25 protein-coding genes and 1 tRNA gene are annotated in these 19,172 nt (G+C 57.9%); 8 read left to right on the forward strand and 18 right to left on the reverse strand.

Annotated features, from left to right (window positions below; all coding sequences use genetic code 11):
* Positions 1–141: 141 nt before the first annotated feature.
* The 7 genes from ACXJJ9_RS03730 (at position 142) to ACXJJ9_RS03760 (ending at position 3,994) form a co-directional block, all read left to right on the forward strand.
* Positions 142–228: transfer RNA gene (locus ACXJJ9_RS03730), tRNA-Leu, on the forward strand.
* A gap of 170 nt (positions 229–398) precedes the next feature.
* Complete coding sequence (locus tag ACXJJ9_RS03735) at positions 399–1,613, forward strand: tyrosine-type recombinase/integrase (RefSeq protein ID WP_457095875.1); 1,215 nt, start codon at positions 399–401, stop codon at positions 1,611–1,613.
* A 523-nt stretch (positions 1,614–2,136) separates the two neighbouring features.
* The gene (locus ACXJJ9_RS03740; RefSeq protein WP_457096154.1) at positions 2,137–2,334 is read left to right on the forward strand and encodes a helix-turn-helix transcriptional regulator; all 198 of its coding nucleotides are present in this window, start codon (positions 2,137–2,139) and stop codon (positions 2,332–2,334) included.
* Positions 2,335–2,345: 11 nt separating this feature from the next.
* A complete protein-coding gene (locus tag ACXJJ9_RS03745) occupies positions 2,346–2,588 on the forward strand; it encodes a helix-turn-helix transcriptional regulator (RefSeq protein WP_457095876.1) in 243 nt (80 codons plus the stop codon).
* Positions 2,585–2,854: an FDXHR family putative zinc-binding protein gene (locus ACXJJ9_RS03750; protein WP_457095877.1), complete on the forward strand. Its 270-nt coding sequence runs from the start codon at positions 2,585–2,587 to the stop codon at positions 2,852–2,854. Before ACXJJ9_RS03745 ends, ACXJJ9_RS03750 begins: the two co-directional genes overlap by 4 nt.
* 53 nt (positions 2,855–2,907) lie before the next feature.
* Positions 2,908–3,348 (forward strand): hypothetical protein, encoded by a 441-nt coding sequence (locus ACXJJ9_RS03755; RefSeq protein WP_457095878.1) that lies wholly within the window; start codon positions 2,908–2,910, stop codon positions 3,346–3,348.
* Between the two features lie 97 nt (positions 3,349–3,445).
* Positions 3,446–3,994 (forward strand): HGGxSTG domain-containing protein, encoded by a 549-nt coding sequence (locus tag ACXJJ9_RS03760; protein WP_457095879.1) that lies wholly within the window; start codon positions 3,446–3,448, stop codon positions 3,992–3,994.
* A gap of 67 nt (positions 3,995–4,061) precedes the next feature.
* On the opposite strand, the gene ACXJJ9_RS03765 is transcribed toward ACXJJ9_RS03760, so the two are convergent.
* The 10 genes from ACXJJ9_RS03765 to ACXJJ9_RS03810 form a co-directional block, all read right to left on the reverse strand.
* Positions 4,062–4,616 carry a hypothetical protein gene (locus tag ACXJJ9_RS03765; protein ID WP_457095880.1) on the reverse strand — a complete coding sequence of 185 codons (555 nt, stop codon included), beginning with the start codon at positions 4,614–4,616 and terminating at the stop codon, positions 4,062–4,064.
* Between the two features lie 449 nt (positions 4,617–5,065).
* Positions 5,066–5,374, reverse strand: coding sequence for a hypothetical protein (locus tag ACXJJ9_RS03770; protein WP_457095881.1), 309 nt, complete (start codon positions 5,372–5,374; stop codon positions 5,066–5,068).
* A 471-nt stretch (positions 5,375–5,845) separates the two neighbouring features.
* Positions 5,846–6,226 carry a hypothetical protein gene (locus ACXJJ9_RS03775; protein ID WP_457095882.1) on the reverse strand — a complete coding sequence of 127 codons (381 nt, stop codon included), beginning with the start codon at positions 6,224–6,226 and terminating at the stop codon, positions 5,846–5,848.
* A gap of 46 nt (positions 6,227–6,272) precedes the next feature.
* Positions 6,273–6,725 carry a hypothetical protein gene (locus ACXJJ9_RS03780; protein WP_457095883.1) on the reverse strand — a complete coding sequence of 151 codons (453 nt, stop codon included), beginning with the start codon at positions 6,723–6,725 and terminating at the stop codon, positions 6,273–6,275.
* A gap of 83 nt (positions 6,726–6,808) precedes the next feature.
* Positions 6,809–7,156 carry a hypothetical protein gene (locus ACXJJ9_RS03785; RefSeq protein ID WP_457095884.1) on the reverse strand — a complete coding sequence of 116 codons (348 nt, stop codon included), beginning with the start codon at positions 7,154–7,156 and terminating at the stop codon, positions 6,809–6,811.
* Between the two features lie 1,511 nt (positions 7,157–8,667).
* A complete protein-coding gene (locus tag ACXJJ9_RS03790; protein ID WP_457095885.1) occupies positions 8,668–9,102 on the reverse strand; it encodes a hypothetical protein in 435 nt (144 codons plus the stop codon).
* A 67-nt stretch (positions 9,103–9,169) separates the two neighbouring features.
* Entirely contained in the window at positions 9,170–9,520 is a 351-nt protein-coding gene (locus tag ACXJJ9_RS03795; protein WP_457095886.1) for a DUF2513 domain-containing protein, read from the reverse strand.
* A 1,008-nt stretch (positions 9,521–10,528) separates the two neighbouring features.
* Positions 10,529–10,954, reverse strand: a complete 426-nt coding sequence (locus tag ACXJJ9_RS03800; RefSeq protein ID WP_457095887.1) for a hypothetical protein — start codon at positions 10,952–10,954, stop codon at positions 10,529–10,531.
* Positions 10,955–11,457: 503 nt separating this feature from the next.
* Positions 11,458–11,862 (reverse strand): hypothetical protein, encoded by a 405-nt coding sequence (locus ACXJJ9_RS03805; RefSeq protein WP_457095888.1) that lies wholly within the window; start codon positions 11,860–11,862, stop codon positions 11,458–11,460.
* A 350-nt stretch (positions 11,863–12,212) separates the two neighbouring features.
* Complete coding sequence (locus tag ACXJJ9_RS03810) at positions 12,213–12,722, reverse strand: GNAT family N-acetyltransferase (RefSeq protein WP_457095889.1); 510 nt, start codon at positions 12,720–12,722, stop codon at positions 12,213–12,215.
* A 118-nt stretch (positions 12,723–12,840) separates the two neighbouring features.
* Here ACXJJ9_RS03810 and ACXJJ9_RS03815 point away from each other — a divergent pair, with 118 nt between their 5' ends.
* Positions 12,841–13,038 carry a hypothetical protein gene (locus ACXJJ9_RS03815; protein ID WP_457095890.1) on the forward strand — a complete coding sequence of 66 codons (198 nt, stop codon included), beginning with the start codon at positions 12,841–12,843 and terminating at the stop codon, positions 13,036–13,038.
* 310 nt (positions 13,039–13,348) lie between these two features.
* Here ACXJJ9_RS03815 and ACXJJ9_RS03820 read toward each other — a convergent pair whose 3' ends face one another.
* From ACXJJ9_RS03820 to ACXJJ9_RS03855, 8 genes are all read right to left on the reverse strand, one after another.
* Complete coding sequence (locus tag ACXJJ9_RS03820) at positions 13,349–13,744, reverse strand: cupin domain-containing protein (RefSeq protein ID WP_457095891.1); 396 nt, start codon at positions 13,742–13,744, stop codon at positions 13,349–13,351.
* Positions 13,745–14,244: 500 nt separating this feature from the next.
* Positions 14,245–14,523 (reverse strand): hypothetical protein, encoded by a 279-nt coding sequence (locus ACXJJ9_RS03825; RefSeq protein WP_457095892.1) that lies wholly within the window; start codon positions 14,521–14,523, stop codon positions 14,245–14,247.
* 82 nt (positions 14,524–14,605) lie between these two features.
* Positions 14,606–14,893 carry a hypothetical protein gene (locus ACXJJ9_RS03830; RefSeq protein ID WP_457095893.1) on the reverse strand — a complete coding sequence of 96 codons (288 nt, stop codon included), beginning with the start codon at positions 14,891–14,893 and terminating at the stop codon, positions 14,606–14,608.
* Between the two features lie 485 nt (positions 14,894–15,378).
* Complete coding sequence (locus ACXJJ9_RS03835; protein ID WP_457095894.1) at positions 15,379–15,801, reverse strand: hypothetical protein; 423 nt, start codon at positions 15,799–15,801, stop codon at positions 15,379–15,381.
* Positions 15,802–16,390: 589 nt separating this feature from the next.
* Positions 16,391–16,744, reverse strand: a complete 354-nt coding sequence (locus ACXJJ9_RS03840) for a hypothetical protein (protein ID WP_457095895.1) — start codon at positions 16,742–16,744, stop codon at positions 16,391–16,393.
* 498 nt (positions 16,745–17,242) lie between these two features.
* Positions 17,243–17,833, reverse strand: a complete 591-nt coding sequence (locus tag ACXJJ9_RS03845; RefSeq protein WP_457095896.1) for a hypothetical protein — start codon at positions 17,831–17,833, stop codon at positions 17,243–17,245.
* 67 nt (positions 17,834–17,900) lie between these two features.
* On the reverse strand, positions 17,901–18,263 hold the full coding sequence (locus ACXJJ9_RS03850; protein ID WP_457095897.1) for a tetratricopeptide repeat protein: 363 nt from the start codon (positions 18,261–18,263) through the stop codon (positions 17,901–17,903).
* An 85-nt stretch (positions 18,264–18,348) separates the two neighbouring features.
* On the reverse strand, positions 18,349–18,735 hold the full coding sequence (locus ACXJJ9_RS03855) for a hypothetical protein (RefSeq protein ID WP_457095898.1): 387 nt from the start codon (positions 18,733–18,735) through the stop codon (positions 18,349–18,351).
* Between the last annotated feature and the right edge of the window lie 437 nt (positions 18,736–19,172).

Genomic DNA, 19,172 nt, shown 5'->3' on the forward strand with positions numbered 1-19,172 from the left:
AGTTCGGGTATAAACCGTGCAGCAAATCGTGTGGCAACCGGGATGGCGTCCTTTGTAGGCCACCGATTCGCGAGCCGGCTGGCTCGAGCCAACGAAGCCTGGCGTATGCCAGGCTTTTTTGTGCAGGTAAGCTTGTTCCATGCCTGGGTGGCGAAACCGGTATACGCAGCGGACTTAAAATCCGCCGGGGGCAACCCCATGCGGGTTCGAGTCCCGCCCCAGGCACCAAAGCCGAATTTCAGGTAGTCCCAAGCCGTCCCCAGAGTTGTAAAAAACCCGCTGGAAATGCGGGTTTTTTGTTGCGTGACGTTCCGGGGCGTCCCATTGCAGCCGGTTCATTGTGGGGGTAACGTTGGGGGTAATTGGCCCCGCTGGGGGTAACGGCTAGGGGTAACGCGATGGCGGCGAATACGGGCAATCTCACGGTGGCGGCCTTAAAGGCGAGCAAGCCGGGGAAGCTCTTTGACGGTGGCGGATTGTTCCTGCTGACCAAGCCAAGCGGAGCGCGCTACTGGCAGATGAAGTACCGCCACGGCGGCAAGGAACGTCTGCTTTCCTTTGGCGTCTTTCCCGAGGTATCGCTAGCGGAAGCAAGGCGGCGACGCGATGAGGCGCGCGCTGCGATCCGCGACGGCCACGACCCCGCAACGATCAAGCGGGCGCGCAAGGTGGCGGCTAAGCTCGCGACAGCCGATAGCTTCCAGGCCATCGCGGCCGAATGGCTCGACAAGCAACGGGGCAAGCTGGCGGCCGTCACGGTGACGAAAACCGAATGGCTGCTAGGGCTAGTGCCTTCGCTCGACACGCTGCCCATAGGGCAAATCACGGCACCGGAGGTCCTGGCCGCGCTGCGCCGGATCGAAGCCGACGGCCGCCACGAAACCGCGCACCGGGTGAAGCAGCGCATCGGGCAGGTATTCCGCTATGCAATCGCCACGGGACGCGCCCAGCGCGATCCTACGGCCGACCTGCGCGGCGCGTTGTCGCCGGTAGTCTCCAAGTCGCACGCGGCCGTGACCGATCCGGGCAGAATGGGCGACCTGCTGCGCGCGCTGCATTCCTACATCGGTCAGCCCGCGACGGCGGCGGCGCTGAAACTGGCCCCGCTGCTGTTCGTGCGCCCCGGCAACTTGCGCGCGATGGAATGGGTAGAACTGGACCTGAAAGCGGCCGAATGGCGCATCCCGGCCGGAAAGATGAAGTCCCGCGAGGAACACGTGGTGCCGTTGCCAGCCCAGGCGGTGGCGATCCTGCGCGAGCTCCATCCGCTGACCGGACGCGGGCGCTTTTGCTTCCCCAGCTTGCGCACGTCTGATCGCCCAATGAGCGAAAACACCGTGAACGCTGCGCTGCGGCGGCTGGGCTTCGACAGCGGCACGATGACCGGGCACGGCTTCCGCGCGATGGCGAGCACGCGCTTGAACGAGCTTGGCTGGCAGCCGGATGTGATCGAACGCCAGCTAGCCCATGCCGAGAGGAACAAGGTACGAGCCGCCTACAACCGCGCGCAGTACATGGCTGAGCGCAAGACAATGATGCAGGCGTGGGCGGACTACTTGGACGGCCTGCGGACCGGCGCTAAGGTCATTGCGATCAAGCGCAAAGCAAGGTGAGCCGCATCAGGCAGTTGGGGATTGAGTCAATCGAAGGCGTCGCCTAGCCGGAACGAACGCCGTACCCAACTGTGCTGGCGCGGTCCCTTTCAGCCCGTTCTGTCCCTGCTGTGAGGGTTGGGGGGGGCAGGTTTTGCCTAGCGCTCCGCGTGGCGACGACGAGAGGGCGCCCGTGCGAAGGGCCCCAGCGGTCCCAAATTTTTTTGTTTCCTATGAACACCGCACATCGTTTGATGTAACGTTGAATCACGACTTGCCCGCACCCGCATGAACATCAAGTCCGACCGCGCCGACCATTCCGGCCGTGCGGAGGGGGGCAAGTCGTAGGTGTGGTGTCGCTGACCCATGGGGCTTGCCAGAAATGGAAAGCCCCCGCCGCTGTAACGGCGAGGGCTCAGTGCCACCACTTTGTTAAAACGCCGGGCACCCGGGCGCCTCTTCACTGTCCACCTTACGGAATGCCGTTGGTGGCTGCAACCGTGCCTGGCCATTCACAAAGGAATTTGTGTTGGCTGACCAAACTATGATCCTTCCGCCGGAACAGGCGGCATCTCTGTTGACCGAAAAGGACGTGGCTGCACGGCTGCGCCTATCCCCTGCAATGCTGCAAAAGCTCCGTCGCGATGGCGGCGGCCCCGCATTTGTCCGCATCGGCTCTGCTGTCCGCTATCCAGACACGGCCGTTCTTGCATGGCTCGCTGCGCTTAGCGCGCAACGCTAACAGGGGAAAATATGAGCGTTTATCGAAGCCCGGCGCAGTCGGGAGGGGATAGCTATGTTCGGTTGCTACGACTGCCGCAGGTGATCTCCGGAACAGGTCAAAGCAGATCGTCTATCTACCGCGCCATAGCAGCAGGCTCTTTTCCAACGCCAGTGAAACTCAGTGAGCGCTCCAGCGCTTGGGTAGAAAGCGAGATCATCGCGTGGTGTCAGGCTCGCATCGCCGCGCGTGATGTCAAGGACGGCGCGCGGTGACCGGCCCACGCCTGACCGGCAATCGCTGCCAGTGCCCTACCTGCGGCGACTACTTCGGCAGTGTGCGTGGATTCGACCGGCATCGCGTTGGCACTGTGGGTGCACCTGACCGCCGATGCATGACCGGAGCGGAGATGCTGGCCACCGGCTGGCAACGCAATGCGCGCGGTTTCCTGCTCACGCCCGATCCCAGGCGCACCGGGGCTGGCATTGCAGCCCCGCGCATAGCCCCGCCCGCTACAGGGGTAGCGGGGGTGGTGCGATGAAGCCGCGCAGTAGACAACGGCACAAAGGGCGGCGTGAGTCTGGGAGCTTCACGTTGCTGCCCCATGCCGTGCAGGACTGCGGGAACTGGCGGCAATGCAGTGGGACAGGAATCAAGCTGCTAGTGGACTTGGCTCGCCAATACAACGGACGGAACAACGGCGACCTGAGCGCGGCGCTGTCCTTGCTGCGGCCCTTCGGATGGAGTTCGCCGGACACGGTGGGCAACGCGCTGCGGGAGCTAAGGCACTACGGCTTCCTGCTGCTGACCCGGCAGGGCGGATTGTTCGGCCCCAGTCTTTACGCGCTGACGTGGCACGCCATCGATGACTGCGGGGGCAAGCTGACGTGCGCGCAACCGACCAAAACTGCGCCGGGTACATGGAAAGAGCTACGCGAGCCATTTAAGCGGCCGCCAAAAAAACGCAATGCCACTACGCCATCCGTAGCAGGCCGCTACGCCATCCGTAGCGATGAAGAGAAAAAGGCCGCGTGACCGCTACGCCATCCGTAGCGATTAGGCGCCTTTTTGCCCCTTCGCCTGCTACGCCATCCGTAGTCCTTTATAGATTCTTACCAAGCGGGAGCGTGTTGTGAGTGACGGCTACCTGAGCAAAGACCTTGAACACCTAGCCCGATTGCAGCGGGAGCGGCGGGCGCGGCTGCGACGCGTGGACTACATGCCAAGTCCGGAGGCGTTGGCAGTGATCGAAGCCAAGCGGGCGCAGCATCGGCCAGGATCGGCAGTGGCGACCAACAGTGCGGTGATCGACGCCATCGTGACGGCATGGGCGGCGCTGACCGGAATAAACAATCAAAAAATAGAAAGGCCCATGACTCCGGCAGCGAGCGCCGGAATTAATCGACACGACGCGCGCGCGTATGACTTCGGGGCCATTGAGAACAATGCAAAACAATCGCGGCGGGTGCCCTGTGGAGCGCGAAGGCACCGGGACGGCCTTCCCTGCAAAGCCCTGAGCGAGCCCGGCAAACGCCGTTGTCGTTTCCACGGTGGTCGATCTACTGGCCCGCAATCACCAGACGGCAAGGCGCGTGCGCTGGCAAACCTGCGCCGAGGGAGGGGGAGCGAAAAGTCAGAAGCAAGCGAACCCGAGACCGGTCGGTCTCAATCGCCTTCCTAAATCGCAACAATTACGAGAACGCCTGAATTAAGCCGAGCCGCGAAGCGGCTTCGGCTTGAATGAATTGTTAGGGCCCATGCTGCACCGCCGCCAGCAACTTGTCACGACGGGCGGCCAACTTATCCGGATGGCGTGCGTAATAGACCGGACCCCATGCTGTTGCCACAACGGTGGCCGCCTCTTTGGCGGATAGAGCGCTTAATGGCTTATGGAATGTGCGAAGGGAAAGCTTGTTGAGGCCATGGTCTGTACCGTTATATGCGAGTGACGAATACAGCCCAATAATCTCGGCCCGGCTCAGGTGCAGCGAAACAAGTGCTTGCCACAGGGCGAATCTGGGGTGCCAGCCGAGAGGCCCACTTGTGGGATGCGGATGCACCTTGAACAAGAGTGAGCGAGCAACGGGAACAGAGGGCGATGAGGCTCCAGTGTGCATCGCCGCTATCAGATCCTGGATAAGGGGCGGCGGCTCACGGTCCTCGGGATCTGCTCGGGCCAGGAGCGCATGGACGGCCGGAAGGCGCGGTTGGAACACGAGCCGGTCATAGGCGAAAAACGCGCACACAGGGGCCGCGACCAAAACCAGAAGCGAAATCAGTATGGCTTTGAGTGCTCGATCCATGGGCCCTAACGCCTGAATTAAGCCGAGCCGCGAAGCGGCTTCGGCTTGAATGAATTGTTAGGCGGCGGCCCGCTATTTGAGCGCAATCACGGGCCTGCTGCCGTCACATTGGATGGTATATGTCCGGCCGGCCAGGAAGGAATAGTGGGTCTCGGGTGGCCAATCTACGAACAACGTGCCAGGACACGAATAGCCGATGGTGCGTCTGCCGGCGCGTAGAGCAACCGAAGGAACGGGCGCAGGGAATAGATCGCCGTCAACGGCCCAGATGCCACCGCCGTCCAGTGAACCGTCAGTCCGAGGCACAAACTCGAGGGTGACATCGGCTGGTGCCCTATGCGTGGCACAGCCGGAAAGCAGGGCAATGAAAATTACAGCTAGTACCTTCATCCGCCGCCTAACGCCTGAATTAAGCCGAGCCGCGAAGCGGCTTCGGCTTGAATGAATTGTTAGGCCGCACCGAGGCTCGCGATTTGCGCCTCAAGCGCTCGCCAAACCCCGAATACATTTGCGGCCCCATCATGCGCAGATTTAAGCATGTCCCGGCCAAGCTCGGTAACGCGGAAGGACTTGCCTGTTTTGATGATCATGCCGTGACTTGTAAGAAATTGGATGGAGGATTTGAGCTCACGCTCAAGGGGCACGGCGTGATTGATTGCGTCGGCGGCGTGCAAAATGTCAGTCAGCCACGCTCTCTCTAGGTCGGTGAAGTCGATGGCTAGAAAGATCCAGGCGACAGTGCGTGCGTTGGTATCCATGCGGCCTAACGCCTGAATTAAGCCGAGCCGCGAAGCGGCTTCGGCTTGAATGAATTGTTAGGCGCCGCCACGCGGAGTGGATGCGCCGGATTGTCGCGGATGAAAGCCTCTACCTCCGAGAGCCTTGCCGGCAACGACGGCCCGGACCCGCGATAGCTGGATAAACGGAAGCCAGCGTTATACAGGGCTTGTACCTTGGCCCATTGCTCCAGGTCCGCAGCAGGTGGCGCCTTGAACGAACGGCCCATTTCGTGCAAGTGGCCGGCGCAGTTTGGGCAGACTGCCTGGTACTCCGGACGTGGTGCGACCTTGAAGCTCTTGCGGCAATCAAAGCATGCGTGAGCGATCAAGTATTGAGGGCTTGGCATGCGATTGACCTGCATAGGCGCCTAACGCCTGAATTAAGCCGAGCCGCGAAGCGGCTTCGGCTTGAATGAATTGTTAGGCCGCGCCTGTGTGTTGCCCACAGTGCTACCTCCAATACCTTTTAGCCGACTCGCGGGCAGCTAGCTTGATCTCATCGTGCCATACGATCGAGCGCCATTCGAGGTAGAACAGTAGCGAGGCGGGCAGCAAACAGATCGCCAAGTACAGCCATATGAACATGTCGCGATGCTCGGGATGCGCCTTGATCTGCTCCGTGAATGGCGCGACTAGAACAGGCATGCACAAGAGCGAAATAAGGTAGTGGAAATTGAAGAGCACGTACCGGTAGTAATACCGTGTCGCCCCCTTTGGGCTTTTCAAGCACTCCGTCGAAACTAGAAAGGCGCCTATATGAAGTTTTGCCGCCATTCCCAGACAGGCAGCCACAAGCGTTTGCAGCATCAGCACGGCAAGAAGAGTCATCATTGGAACATTCGCACTTTCGATTGCGGAAAGCGGCCTAACGCCTGAATTAAGCCGAGCCGCGAAGCGGCTTCGGCTTGAATGAATTGTTAGACGCGCCCGAAATACCCAGGAAGTGCAGAAGCCAAGCTGCCCCCGGCAACGCAAGCAGTTCCGGCAGCCAGCCAAGGACAAAGCCCCCAAGGTTCGAGGTGCCAACAAGGTGATAGTTGAGCCATACAAACGAGGGAACGACGGCAAGCGCCAAGTACAGCCAAATTTTTGCAGGGCGGAGCCGGAGAAGCACAAGCGCGGCTGGAATGCACAAAATGACGCTTGTAAGGAAATCAATGACTAGCACAACGGCTCGGAGCGACGGGCCATGCAGCCCAAGCCCAATGAGCCAGCGAGGCAACGGGCTATAGGCGCCGATATATGCCCAGCACAGGAGCAAAAAGTACGCCTGGGCCAGCCCGACAAGAACCGCAACCGTAGCCGATACGGGAAGTGTCTTTAGCGTCATGCCGATAATCCTCCTGCGCGTCTAACGCCTGAATTAAGCCGAGCCGCGAAGCGGCTTCGGCTTGAATGAATTGTTAGGCCCCGTCACTCGATCCGAAGTGACTCGCCCGGGCCGGCAACTTGGCCGGTGCGAGTATTGACAGACCAGCTACCGACGACGTGCCCGTCAATTGCATAGCTGACCATGAAGTAATGGGTGCTATCAACGACGCCAGGGCCGAAAGGACGCTTAGCCGACCAGGCGCGCTCCTTTGTGTCATGCCACCAGTCCGGGTCCTTATCTAGCTTGCGAATCTCATCCGCCCGAATCTCCATGACCAAGCGGATTGCTTGAGCATGAGGTGACTCAGTGGGAGAAGCCCGGTCGGCTGCAACAGCTTGGCCGTGACCACTGGCAATCAGAAGGAGCAGAAACAATCGGAGAGCTTTCATCAAGTTTCCGGTCGCGATTAGGGGCCTAACGCCTGAATTAAGCCGAGCCGCGAAGCGGCTTCGGCTTGAATGAATTGTTAGGCATCACTCTCGCACGAGTTGGCGAGTGGATGCCTCTTGGTGAAGCTGGGCAAGACAAGCACGATCCGTCGGGCTGCCGGGGTTGGCTTGCTGGGCCTCGACCGCGGCCAGGCCGCGAGGATTCCATAGCTTACGAGATGCTTCAGCGCGCTCCGACTGAAGCCAGAATCGCGCCTCTCCCCCAGCCTTCCCCGCGTCCGGGCTATTGAGCTCTTTGCACATTGTCACGGCGTGCCCGACAAGAGAGTCATAGCGGGACGAGGCGCATCCGCCGAGGGCGACCAGTAACACTGCGAGAAGAATGGCTCTAAAGCACATCATGCGGCGGTGTACTTCCCTGTGATGCCTAACGCCTGAATTAAGCCGAGCCGCGAAGCGGCTTCGGCTTGAATGAATTGTTAGGCCCCATTGTGCAACCGGACAGCCCAAGACAGGGCAGCACCAATCGCGCACAGCGACCCCCAGTACCGGACGCGCCAAGTACGAGCGTTTTGTGGCTCGCCAAGATGCGGGACAGCCCTTGGTCCCAAAATCATATAAACAATTCCAAGCACTAGGCATGGGAGGCCACAGGCTGTGAGAAGAATCTCACGGACCCCGATAGTGCTAGGAAGGACAACTCCGAGAAGCACGCCGATTAGTCCAAGCGCGAATAGGAACGCCCCGGCAGCCGGGATGGGCATCGGTGATTTGTCGTACCAAGGGGTCTCGGGCATGGGGCCTAACGCCGGAATTAAGCCGAGCCGCGAAGCGGCTTCGGCTTGAATGAATTGTTAGGCCGCACGCCGACGAGCTAAGGCCGTGTAGCCAATGTAGGACCAGAAAAATACTACGACTCCAAGCCAGACCGCAGCGGCCAGCAAGCAGTTCTGAGCGAAGTCAAAGTAGGGAAAGGAATTGGCGGGGTTCCTGCCCTGGAGTAGCGGCCATCCCTCAGCGCGCCAGAACGATAGATAGGTGGAGCCGGCAAGCCAGAGCGGTACTAGCCAGCCCGCCGACAGCAGCGCCACAAGAGCTCCAAAAGCGCGATGTCTTGTCATGCGGCCTAACGCCTGAATTAAGCCGAGCCGCGAAGCGGCTTCGGCTTGAATGAATTGTTAGGCCCCATCATAGATGCTCGCTTTTGCCTCATCCCAACAGCCGACGCATAGAATCTTAAAGTCGGCCAGGCTAAACCACTCCTCTGTGTCTCCGTGCTCTATGAGGTGCGCCTCACAGGTGCGGCACCAAGCATCCGGTCGCCCCGTATCGCCGACCTCCTGCCAGAAGAACCCGACTTTTTCACCCGTGTCGATCGCGTGGGCTATGTGCGCGCACGCAAGGCCAATGCCATTTCGGCCGTGCTTGGAACAGTTGACGATTCGCTCTGCCATGGGGCCTAACGCCTGAATTAAGCCGAGCCGCGAAGCGGCTTCGGCTTGAATGAATTGTTAGGCATTGGCAGGGGAGAATACAGCCGCGTCACCATGAACCGCATAGCCCTCCTCAACCGACAGCTTGCCTAGCAGCGTGAATTTGTATGGGTAGATGATATGGGCGGAATAGCCACTCAGATGGTCAACGGCGACGCAGATAGCATCCTGTTTTTTTGACCGACCTGGTGGAATAGTCCGGATGTCATAGACAACGGCGCAAGCACGCAGCTCATGCTTTTCTGCTTTTTCCTTAAAGCTGCCATGCAAGATGTCTATTAGGTCCTGCGATAACGGCAGGCCGTCTCCGTTGTACGCACCGTCTAAGACCATTTCTCCGCTGGGCTTGATGTGCCCTCCAAACGGTAGAAACTCTCGATGCTCCCGGAGCATCTTTTCAGCGAAAGGGACAAGGTCATTGAGCAAGGTTTCAATATCTTCGGTTTGCGACATGCTGCCTACCAATGCCTAACGCCTGAATTAAGCCGAGCCGCGAAGCGGCTTCGGCTTGAATGAATTGTTAGGCCGCAAAGCCGAACAGCACTTTGGCCCCCGCAATAAGAGTCTCTAGTGTGACTGCTTTGCCAGACTCAACCAGGAACTTCTTTAGTTTGGCCCAATTGTTGTCGTCACGAACCGCAGCCAGAAAATCATGCCCTTGCCAGGTGATGCCTTGGACCACCACCACATCAGGTATGTCAGTGGCGTTCTCTTGGTATGTCCGGTGTAGGCCCTTAGCCAAGCCAGCGTCTATAGCTAGCATTTGATGATACCGAACTGCCTGAGGTGGGTAGTCCTCGATGCTTGGATAAGGAGGCCCTGCCTCGGCAGACAGCAGAACTTGTCGAATGAGATCCATGTTGCGCTGCATAGACTCTCCGTTGCGGCCTAACGCCTGAATTAAGCCGAGCCGCGAAGCGGCTTCGGCTTGAATGAATTGTTAGCCCTCAACCTCGTCAGGCCACAGGGGCTCACGCTGTATTGGGGTGTCGATGTGCAACGGCTCGATATTAATCTCTGACCGGGTAACCGGCACCAGTGTGAACGCCGAGCGGTGAGTAGCGCTATGGGCTGACACTGACACTTGCTTGAGCTGCCCCTGGCATTTATCACCGGTCAGGAGCGAAGAGCCAGAGTAGGTGTCGACTCTGATGGGGATGGAGTACCGACCGTCAGGCCCGGTAGTGGTCATGGCGGGGCCAGTGGGAGTCGAGTGCTCCGTCCATGAGGCGCCAACCAGGGCACCAGAGACAGGCGAGCCGGCTGCATCAAGCACCACTCCTGAGACAACAAAGAAGCGGAAGCCGCACTTCGCGGACGCGGATGGTGCAATAGCCGCAAATAGAACCAAAGCTATGAGAAGTCTCATTGAGGCTAACGCCTGAGTTAAGCCGCCACCACGAAGTGGTGGTCGGCTTGAATGAATTGTTAGGCGCCAACGACGCCATCTGACGCAGCAATATCAACCATGGTTGGATAAACGATTGGGTAGTCAGTTGCGAACCCGTCAACCAGCGGTGCCATGGCTCGCAGTAGGCCACGAGCAACCTCCCAAGTGATATCGGTGGACTCCAAGCGCCAACTTGGATAAGTCACGCCGGTTACGGGGCTCGTGTAGTCGTTTGACTGGAACGTCTCTAAGACGGGTGGCTTATATCCGAGGCGATGAAGCTCATGTCGAACATAGAGATCGATCGGAAATACAAGTTGGTGAAGCACCCCGTCCTTATCCCGGAAAGATGCGCTCATTGAGCCGCCATCTCGGTAGATGTCGAAGCTGTGGAGAGAGGCTACCGTGGGAATCATTTGCGCCTAACGCCTGAATTAAGCCGAGCCGCGAAGCGGCTTCGGCTTGAATGAATTGTTAGAGCGCACCACGTTAACCACAAAGTGTCCCGCCTGGAATGGGTTGCGGCTTGGTACGGAATCTGATCGTGGTCTTGCCGCCGCGGGACTTCTCGTAAGTGAGCTCACCGTCCATGGTTCCGAAGGCTCGGCGATGAAGTTGCAAAGAAGCAGAGGTTGATGCTGCGCATTGCCCTATGTCGATCTCACACGACATGACATTTAACTCCCGTGACTCGCGAACCCCAGACTCTAAGATCCAAAATGGCTCGCCCATAAGATCGTTGGCATAGATGAGCACGACATCATCTCGGGTGTCGATGGTTATGTGGTATGCACCTGAGTCGTAGCTCCCGCAGGACACATGCGAGATCGCGTCATATATCTGGCTGTGATCAGTCGCGCTCGCCGCAAACGATAGAGCAGCAAGGAGGATGGGTAACGCCGACTTCCAGCTCACGAGAAACTCCAGTGCGCTCTAACGCCTGAATTATGCCGAGCCGCGAAGCGGCTTCGGCTTGAATGAATTGTTAGGCCTCTCCGCCAGATGCACGACCACGCGCCTCGAGAAAGGCCAGCAGGAACGGGAGGCCAAAGACTAGCAGGACGGTTACGAGATATGGCAGGGCGAACGAGAGATCTCCAGAGGCTCCGGAGCCAATAGCGGGTAGGGCGATAAGGGCCAACGACCAAGCTCTGCGACGTGTGATGCCGTAAGCGCCGGCCGCAACGACAAGTCCGATAGCTGACAGTGCAAGTGCCCCCGTCAATGAGGTTGGCTCTGGGCCCGATGTCGCGACAACCGGCAGAAGAACCGCGCCTGCTATCGAGACGGAAACGAGAAGCCAGGCGATCACGTCTGAGAGGCGGAAGAGTGCTTTAGTGAGTCGCATGAGACTATTTCAAGAGGCCTAACGCCTGAATTAAGCCGAGCCGCGAAGCGGCTTCGGCTTGAATGAATTGTTAGATGGCAGCCTTGCGATCTGCACGAGCGAGCTGTTGTGTGCAGGAACGCAAGCGAAGGTACATGGCCAAGCCAGTGACAAGAAGCCCGGTCAGGCAGAGCAATAGGCCAAAGCTGAAGTAACGGATATTTGTTTGTGCGATGGAGGAAAGACCAGCCATGCCCCTCAGGGTGCCTGTCCTTCCAGTGATTATTTGGTCAGAGATTTTCCGATACCTGCCGAAATCGTCGACGCGGCTCAGAACGATGTGAACCTTGTCATCGTGGCTCAGAGTGGCTTGCGCGAGCTCTGCACCGGTACCTAGAACTTGGCCTTGTCTCACAATGCCGCCGAGCAGGGCCAAACTTGCCACGGAAAAGAAGGCAAAGAGAACGATCAATAGGGTTGCGACATTCTGTTTCATGCCATCTAACGCCTGAATTAAGCCGAGCCGCGAAGCGGCTTCGGCTTGAATGAATTGTTAGGCCCCAGCGCCAGGTGCGTCAGTGTGCTTGGCATTTGGCGTGACCTTATGGCAAGCATAGACGAGACCGGCTGTGGTGATAATGCAAGTGGCGGCCTGGAGAAGGGCTTGCCCGAGTGTTGGAGTACTTGTCCCGACATACATTGGCTCTCCGGGCCTGAGCATGCCAGTTGCTATGAAGATTGCGATAGCAATTGAGATGCCGGCAAGCGGGCCAGCCACAAGAATGGCTAGGGCACAGAGCAATCGTGCGATACGGCGGATCAAACTCATGGGGCCTAACGCCTGAATTAAGCCGAGCCGCGAAGCGGCTTCGGCTTGAATGAATTGTTAGGCGCCAACTCGTGTAGCTGTCCGGTCATGAACACACTATTTGGATCGGCCTTGTAGCTGCCAAAAGGCGGGCATGGAGTGAACCCAAATGCGATGTACAAGCGTCGCGCGGCCTCAAAGAACGCCATTGAACCTGTTTCCAAACTCAGTCTCGAATAGCCGCGTGCAGCCGCCTCTTGAATAATGTGCTGCAACATCCGCGAAGCCACACCTTGCCGTAAATGTGAAGCGGCAGTGCGCATGGATTTGACCTCGGCGTGCGACTCAGTCAAATGCTTGAGCGCGCCGAATCCAGCCAGCGCGGGGCCATCCCAAATACTCCAAAAGGTGATGTCAGGGCTACGGAGGCCGCTAAGATCTAGAGCATGGCGGCTTTCCGCCGGAGCGGTGGGTGCTATGGAGTCGAGATGCTCGCGGAGCAATGCGAGAACCTCAGGGCTTTCCAGGTTATCAACGCGAATGTCCAAGAACTTCCCCCTTGGCGCCTAACGCCTGAATTAAGCCGAGCCGCGAAGCGGCTTCGGCTTGAATGAATTGTTAGGCCGTGGGCCGGGGCTTTTGGGTGCGCGCATACTCAATAGCCTGTTGGAGCGTATCAAAATGCATCTCGCCGCACGCAAAGTACTCGTCATTGCACCAGATATTGTGTTGGCGCATGAGTTTGCGCTCCGCGACCGAGAGCTGCCGTGGCCAGTGGGGATTGGCCAGAACAAGAGAGCCAAAGCGGCTATGAAAAAGTCGCTCTACCAGGCCAAAAACGACCAAAGCTGGAATGATCAATAGCAGGTTCTTGGGGGCGCCCCTGTCTATGCTCCCGTACGAATTGAGCACGACGAGAGGTGACCATAAGGGCTTAAGGAGAAACATGAGCGCCATCGTTGCCGAGAATCCGACAAAGTACCCAGCTAAGTCTGTCAGCCAGCGAAATTTTATAGGAGCACGACAGTGCGGGCAGAACGATTTGCGGATGCGGCGCGCATCAACTGCCCCGTCTGGGACTGGCTGTTTGCAATGAGGACAAGGGAAAGTTGTTTCCACGGCCTAACGCCTGAATTAAGCCGAGCCGCGAAGCGGCTTCGGCTTGAATGAATTGTTAGGCGCCAACCGGCCGATGCTCGGTGCCGGCGCCTGGTGTAAGAAATAGCATCGTGGTTGGAACGCTAGTCTTGGCAGTGTGCCAAACGTTCTGGGGAACTAGAACATATGACCCCGGCTCGCTCAGCGACACCGAGCGCTCTTGGCCAGACTCATCGAGCACGAAAGTCGCAGCGCCCGACAACAACATGACCAACTCCTCACCGGCAGGATGACGCTCCCAAGTCGACCAAGGCTCCGAGAAGGTGAAAGCACACATAAGCCTCCCTTGATCCAGTTCGGGATGCTTGCCCTCGGCCAGTTCGTCCCAGAATGACTCTGCAGCAGGAATGGCGACAGTCTTTCCGCCGTCCTGGACGTGCAGGTAAGTGCTGAGAATTTCCTTGGCAGTCATTGCCGCCTCCATTGGCGCCTAACGCCTGAATTAAGCCGAGCCGCGAAGCGGCTTCGGCTTGAATGAATTGTTAGGCGGCAACCGACGCGCTCGAATAAATGCAAGAAGAGCGCCGAAGATGCAGCCGGCTAGCCAGCCCAGTCCAGATGCTACGACGGGCCCGCCAAGAGCAGTGAGCCCCCATGCGATTTGTGCGACATCCCGAGGTACGGATGGCGAGGCAGCAGGACTGTCCAGCACTACGAAGCCCAGCGCCAGCAATGCAATAAGGATGGCATTTGCCGCGAGGAAGCCCAGCGTAGCCCACAACGAAATGCGCAAAGCGTAGGGGTACAAGGGTGCTAGGCGCGGAACGAACCTGGCCGCAAGGACAGCAGAGGCTGCGAAAAGCAGCCAGAGGATAAATGTCGGCACGATGAGGAAGTAAGCCATTGCCGCCTAACGCTTGAATTAAGCCGAGCCGCGAAGCGGCTTCGGCTTGAATGAATTGTTAGGCCGCGTCACCGAATGACCGGCGGGATTTGGGAGTCCGACAGCTCCGTGTCGGTTAAGTCGGCGGGAGGGGTGCCCGCCTCCGGTAGCAGCGCCGGCATGTCCAGCCACCACTCCATCCCGTACTTCTCGTCCATCGCCTTGTAGTAGGGAATGTGCAAGCACCGCTCGCGCAAACGTAGCGCGGCCAATACGAGCCGCCTTTGCTCGTTCTGATCCTTTAAGGCGCAGATGCTCGCTGCGCGGATCAAGCGTGGATTCTTTGGCAATAGGCTCAAGACGTCCATTCGGGAACTCCTGGTAGCGGCCTAACGCCTGAATTAAGCCGAGCCGCGAAGCGGCTTCGGCTTGAATGAATTGTTAGCGCCATCAGCCATGACGGTTAACGGCGAGCGTGTACAGGTAGCTCGCGGGCCACATGAAGATAACGCCGAAGAACCAAAGCCAACTCCCGGCTTGGTGAGCACGACGAGCGGCGATGTAGATTGTGGCAAACGTGGCAAGGATCGCGCCGAGCATGAGCGCCGTGCCAAAAACGCCCAAGACCTCGTTCGGTCCGCCGGTGACGGAGCCAGAGTCTCCAACGACAACAGCGCAATAGGCAAAGAATGCCAGTACAAGCGCGAGTCCGATTTTTGGGATCCGATTACGTGACATTTCTATGAGGGCGCTAACGCCTGAATTAAGCCGAGCCGCGAAGCGGCTTCGGCTTGAATGAATTGTTAGGGGGCACCTGAGAACAGGCGGCAACCGGGAGTGGGCCATAGACAGTCTGACCACCCGCAAATCCGCCCCGTTGAACGACATATGACGTGGCAGCTTGCTGGTCTACTAGCAGCCAGTGGCTATAGCCATCTTCAAAGTTGCCCTGATCGGAGAGCGGAAAGCCCAAATTGCTTTCCAAGGAAGCTGGCAGTTGAGCGGCAATTGGCCAAGCGGCACGAACACCTGTGGGGCTAACGAAGCCCCGCAGGCGCGAAGCGGTGCAGGTAACGACCGATTGATCTGCGGCAGGACTGCCGAGAGTCGATGCACTTGCAACCGCAAAACCGAGTAGTAGTGAAAACATCCGTGTGCCCCCTAACGCCTGAATTAAGCCGAGCCGCGAAGCGGCTTCGGCTTGAATGAATTGTTAGGCCCAATCACGGAGAGCATGCAACCTCGATGGTTTGGACCTTTCCTGCCTTTTGCGTGAACTCTAACCAGCAACCCTCGCCGTAAACATATCCGACCGGCGAGCCCTTGATGAGCTCTGTGACTAGCGCCGCGCCATAGATACGCTGGACCTTGGCATAGGCCATCCCCGGGCAAGCCCCGGCAGGAGTGCAAAATTTCCCGTTGGTGCTGATGAGCCCGCCCACGCCCTGCTCATCAAGCAGCACCGTGAAGCCCGGATAGGACAGCTTGGTTGGTAAGTAATCGGAACCGCCCTCAGTCCGGCTTTGCGGCTGGCCTAGCAGCTCGACCACTGATGCTTCTGATTGACCAAGGACGATGCTCCCGAGCGACAACTCTTGGCCGGGTGGGCTTGCAGTTGCCAGGGCTAACAGCAGGAGCTCTGTCATGGGCCTAACGCCTGAATTAAGCCGAGCCGCGAAGCGGCTTCGGCTTGAATGAATTGTTAGGCCTCATGTGGTCCAGACCTGCTCGGTTCTGACAGTGCAGCCATTACGGAACGCGGTCAATCCTCCAGAATGCCTCTGGTAGAACTTCCCTTCGTCCTCCCACTCATCGTCAAGGACGTACTCGAAGATGAGGTCGGTTGGGCGTAGGTCTTCCCGGAAGTGGACCCACAGATGATTGTTGGTCTCAAGGAAGTGGCGTTCCAGGTGCTGCAGAGGAAATCTGCCCTGCACCTCGACCTGAGCAAAAGGGACGCCTCCATAGAGCCTTAGCCCTTCCGGCAATGGGGCGCACGAAGCTGCAGCCAACGGAGGGGTCACGGGCTTGGCATAGGGCGGGCGCGAAACCGTCGCACAGGAGGCCACCACACAAACGAGCAGAGCGATGCTGACGTTTCGAAGATGCATGGATGAGGCCTAACGCCTGAATTAAGCCGAGCCGCGAAGCGGCTTCGGCTTGAATGAATTGTTAGGCCGCTGCGACGATATCTGATGATTGATAGCTTGCGCCAAGCCAAGGCTCCAATATGAGCTAGACATTCGTACCCGCCCAATGTTTAGCCTTTTCAAAAAAAGGTTTCAGCTCCACGAGATCATCCCTTCGAAGAATCTCATCCTCGATGGCAGCAAACGCTTCCATTTCAAGGCGACTACCGCGTTTTATGAACCCGGCGTTATCTGAAATTTCGTCCCAGCCGAAACATAAACGGCCAAGAGCCTTGTCGAAGAAGAATGGGAAGTGATTTCCTCCGGCATCTTCTAGGTCGACTGTATAGGTCGCTCCATCCCGCAACCAACCAATGGCACAGATCTGAAGAAGCCCTGTGACCGGCATGGGCCAGTCACTCATTTCTGTATAGCCTGGAATTGACTTATCGATTTTCATTTCAACGCCTAGCAGCGTATGTGTTGCGGCCTAACGCCTGAATTAAGCCGAGCCGCGAAGCGGCTTCGGCTTGAATGAATTGTTAGCCCGCGCGCCGATACCAGGCACCAAGCTCACCTGCGAGTTCTGGATGTGCAGCCATGACTGCCGCCAAGCCCCGTGGCATTTCTGTAGTGTCACTTTGACGTGCCAGTTGAGCAATAAGATAAAAGTACCCCGGCAGTATTCCGGACGCGAGCGCAGAGTCATATCTGTCGCACAGGGCTTGTAGAAGGCCGAATGCCTCAGCGCCATGCGCCTTGATGAGCAGAAGATCGTAGGCTCCAGCCGTGAAGCACTCATTCTGCTGGTACGGGGGTACCTCTCCACGCGATATTCCGTCAGCGATCTTGAGCAACTGGTCGAGACGATCTGTCATAGCGGGCTAACGCCTGAATTAAGCCGAGCCGCGAAGCGGCTTCGGCTTGAATGAATTGTTAGGCCCGCGCGCGAGCCACTCTATTTGCATACTAGCCAATTATTTTGTTTGAACATTTCAGTTAGAAGCATCGGCGGGCCATCCAAGCGTTGCCCGGTATCCATCCGAACCGCTGCCCAGGAGATGTATGAGCGATCTCGTGAGCGATCGAGGCCCCACTGGGAAACCCCAGTTACATTTTTGCGCATAAGTTCCAGAGGAATGTCGTTGCGACTGATCTCGACCTTTTTTCCGTTCTTCCAAGTGAAATAGCGGGCTACATAACTGCCGGGGCTTTTTCCCAAGCAAAATTCGGATTTGTCCACGTTTAGAATTGCGACCAAGTACGGTACCCCCTTGATGACGTCAAACGAAACCGTCTGCTCAGACGTGCCTTCAACATTCCATTTGACCCGCAACGGCAGGTAGGAGAGTTCTTGCTTGGTGATCGGGCCGCGCCTTGAGTTTGGGAAGCCTCCAGCTCTTCGCTCGGCATAACGGTCAACATGAATAAATGTGCCGTCATGCAGCCATACTTCTTCTCGCCACCGCATCGTGTCAAAGCGATTGCAGCCAGCCAGCGATGTGGCAAGTCCAATGGAAAGTAGCGCAACACCTAGAGGGCGGTCCATGCGTCTCCTGCGGGCCTAACGCCTGAATTAAGCCGAGCCGCGAAGCGGCTTCGGCTTGAATGAATTGTTAGCTGTCATTGCCGGGATTGTCTAAGGCTGAGAGCCAATCATTGCCGACGTTAGCCAACGACGGCTCCACGCGCACAAGCTCCTCTATGGCTCGGCGAGCGCTCTCATGCAGGCCACTGGCAATGAGTGCCTTAGATCTGAAGTAGAGCGCATCCACGTCGCGAGGATGAGTCTCAAGCCTCTCTTTGGTTTTAGAGAGGATTTCGTCGATCTTCCCTCGCTGCCAAAGGTCGTTGTAGTTCGGGCTCTTGCGCTCTCCGCAGCCAACAATGCGGCAAAGAATGTTGCCGACGATAAAGAAGACCTGCAGGCCGAGGATGGCCCACAAAAGCATTTTGATTTGTGCGATGTCAGCGTCCATGTGGTCTCGTTTGACAGCTAACGCCTGAATTAAGCCGAGCCGCGAAGCGGCTTCGGCTTGAATGAATTGTTAGCGCCCCGGTCGGTCACTCGCGCGTGAACTCCCATGTGAAATCTGGTGGGCCCTTCAACTCCGCCAGCGCGAAACCGTACTCGACTCCACCAACGCGGGCTCTCAGTGAGCCCATGATAAAGGCGCCATTCCGATTCAAATTCGCTTCGGCGTGTAAGAGATCTTGCATTTGCAGGATAAGAGAGTCGAACAGCTTTGCTGTCCGAAGCATATGAAGCAGCTGGCCGAGATGAGGATTGCTGGACGTAATGGTGCCATTCGTGCATTCAACGCGTTGTGCGACGTCATTGCTCTTGATCAAGCAATCAATGACCATCATCACGTAGTTTGCTCGCGATCGGTCAAAGTGCCCGTTTGGATCAAAGCGACCATTGGATGGAAGGTGAAGAGTGAATTCCATAAAGGTTCCAAGGACATTTTCAGTGTGTCAGGACTGATTAGGGCGCTAACGCCTGAATTAAGCCGAGCCGCGAAGCGGCTTCGGCTTGAATGAATTGTTAGGTGCCATCACGCGTGACCGTTGAATCCGACACCTATGTAGATCTTGTCGATGGGATCCCAGTAGGCGCGGAAAAAGCACGGACCGCCGTCGAAAGCGACCACCAAGTGCGTAGCAGCATCGGGTGGCGGTGCGCTACAGAACGCGTTGACAAGAATGACTCTCTTGCCATGGAGGTCCTGCCCTTGGTACTGGAAGGTATAGCTGTCCCAGGCTGGGAGAACCTCCCCGGCCGAGTGGGCTTTCCGCGCGACATAGGGCTCAAGCTGCGACCTAGCCTCAGCCACGACTTGAGCATTCGGCTGCCATGAACCGCCGGGCACGCCCAGCCAGCTTCC

The sequence above is a fragment of the Lysobacter sp. P5_B9 genome (assembly GCF_054049835.1).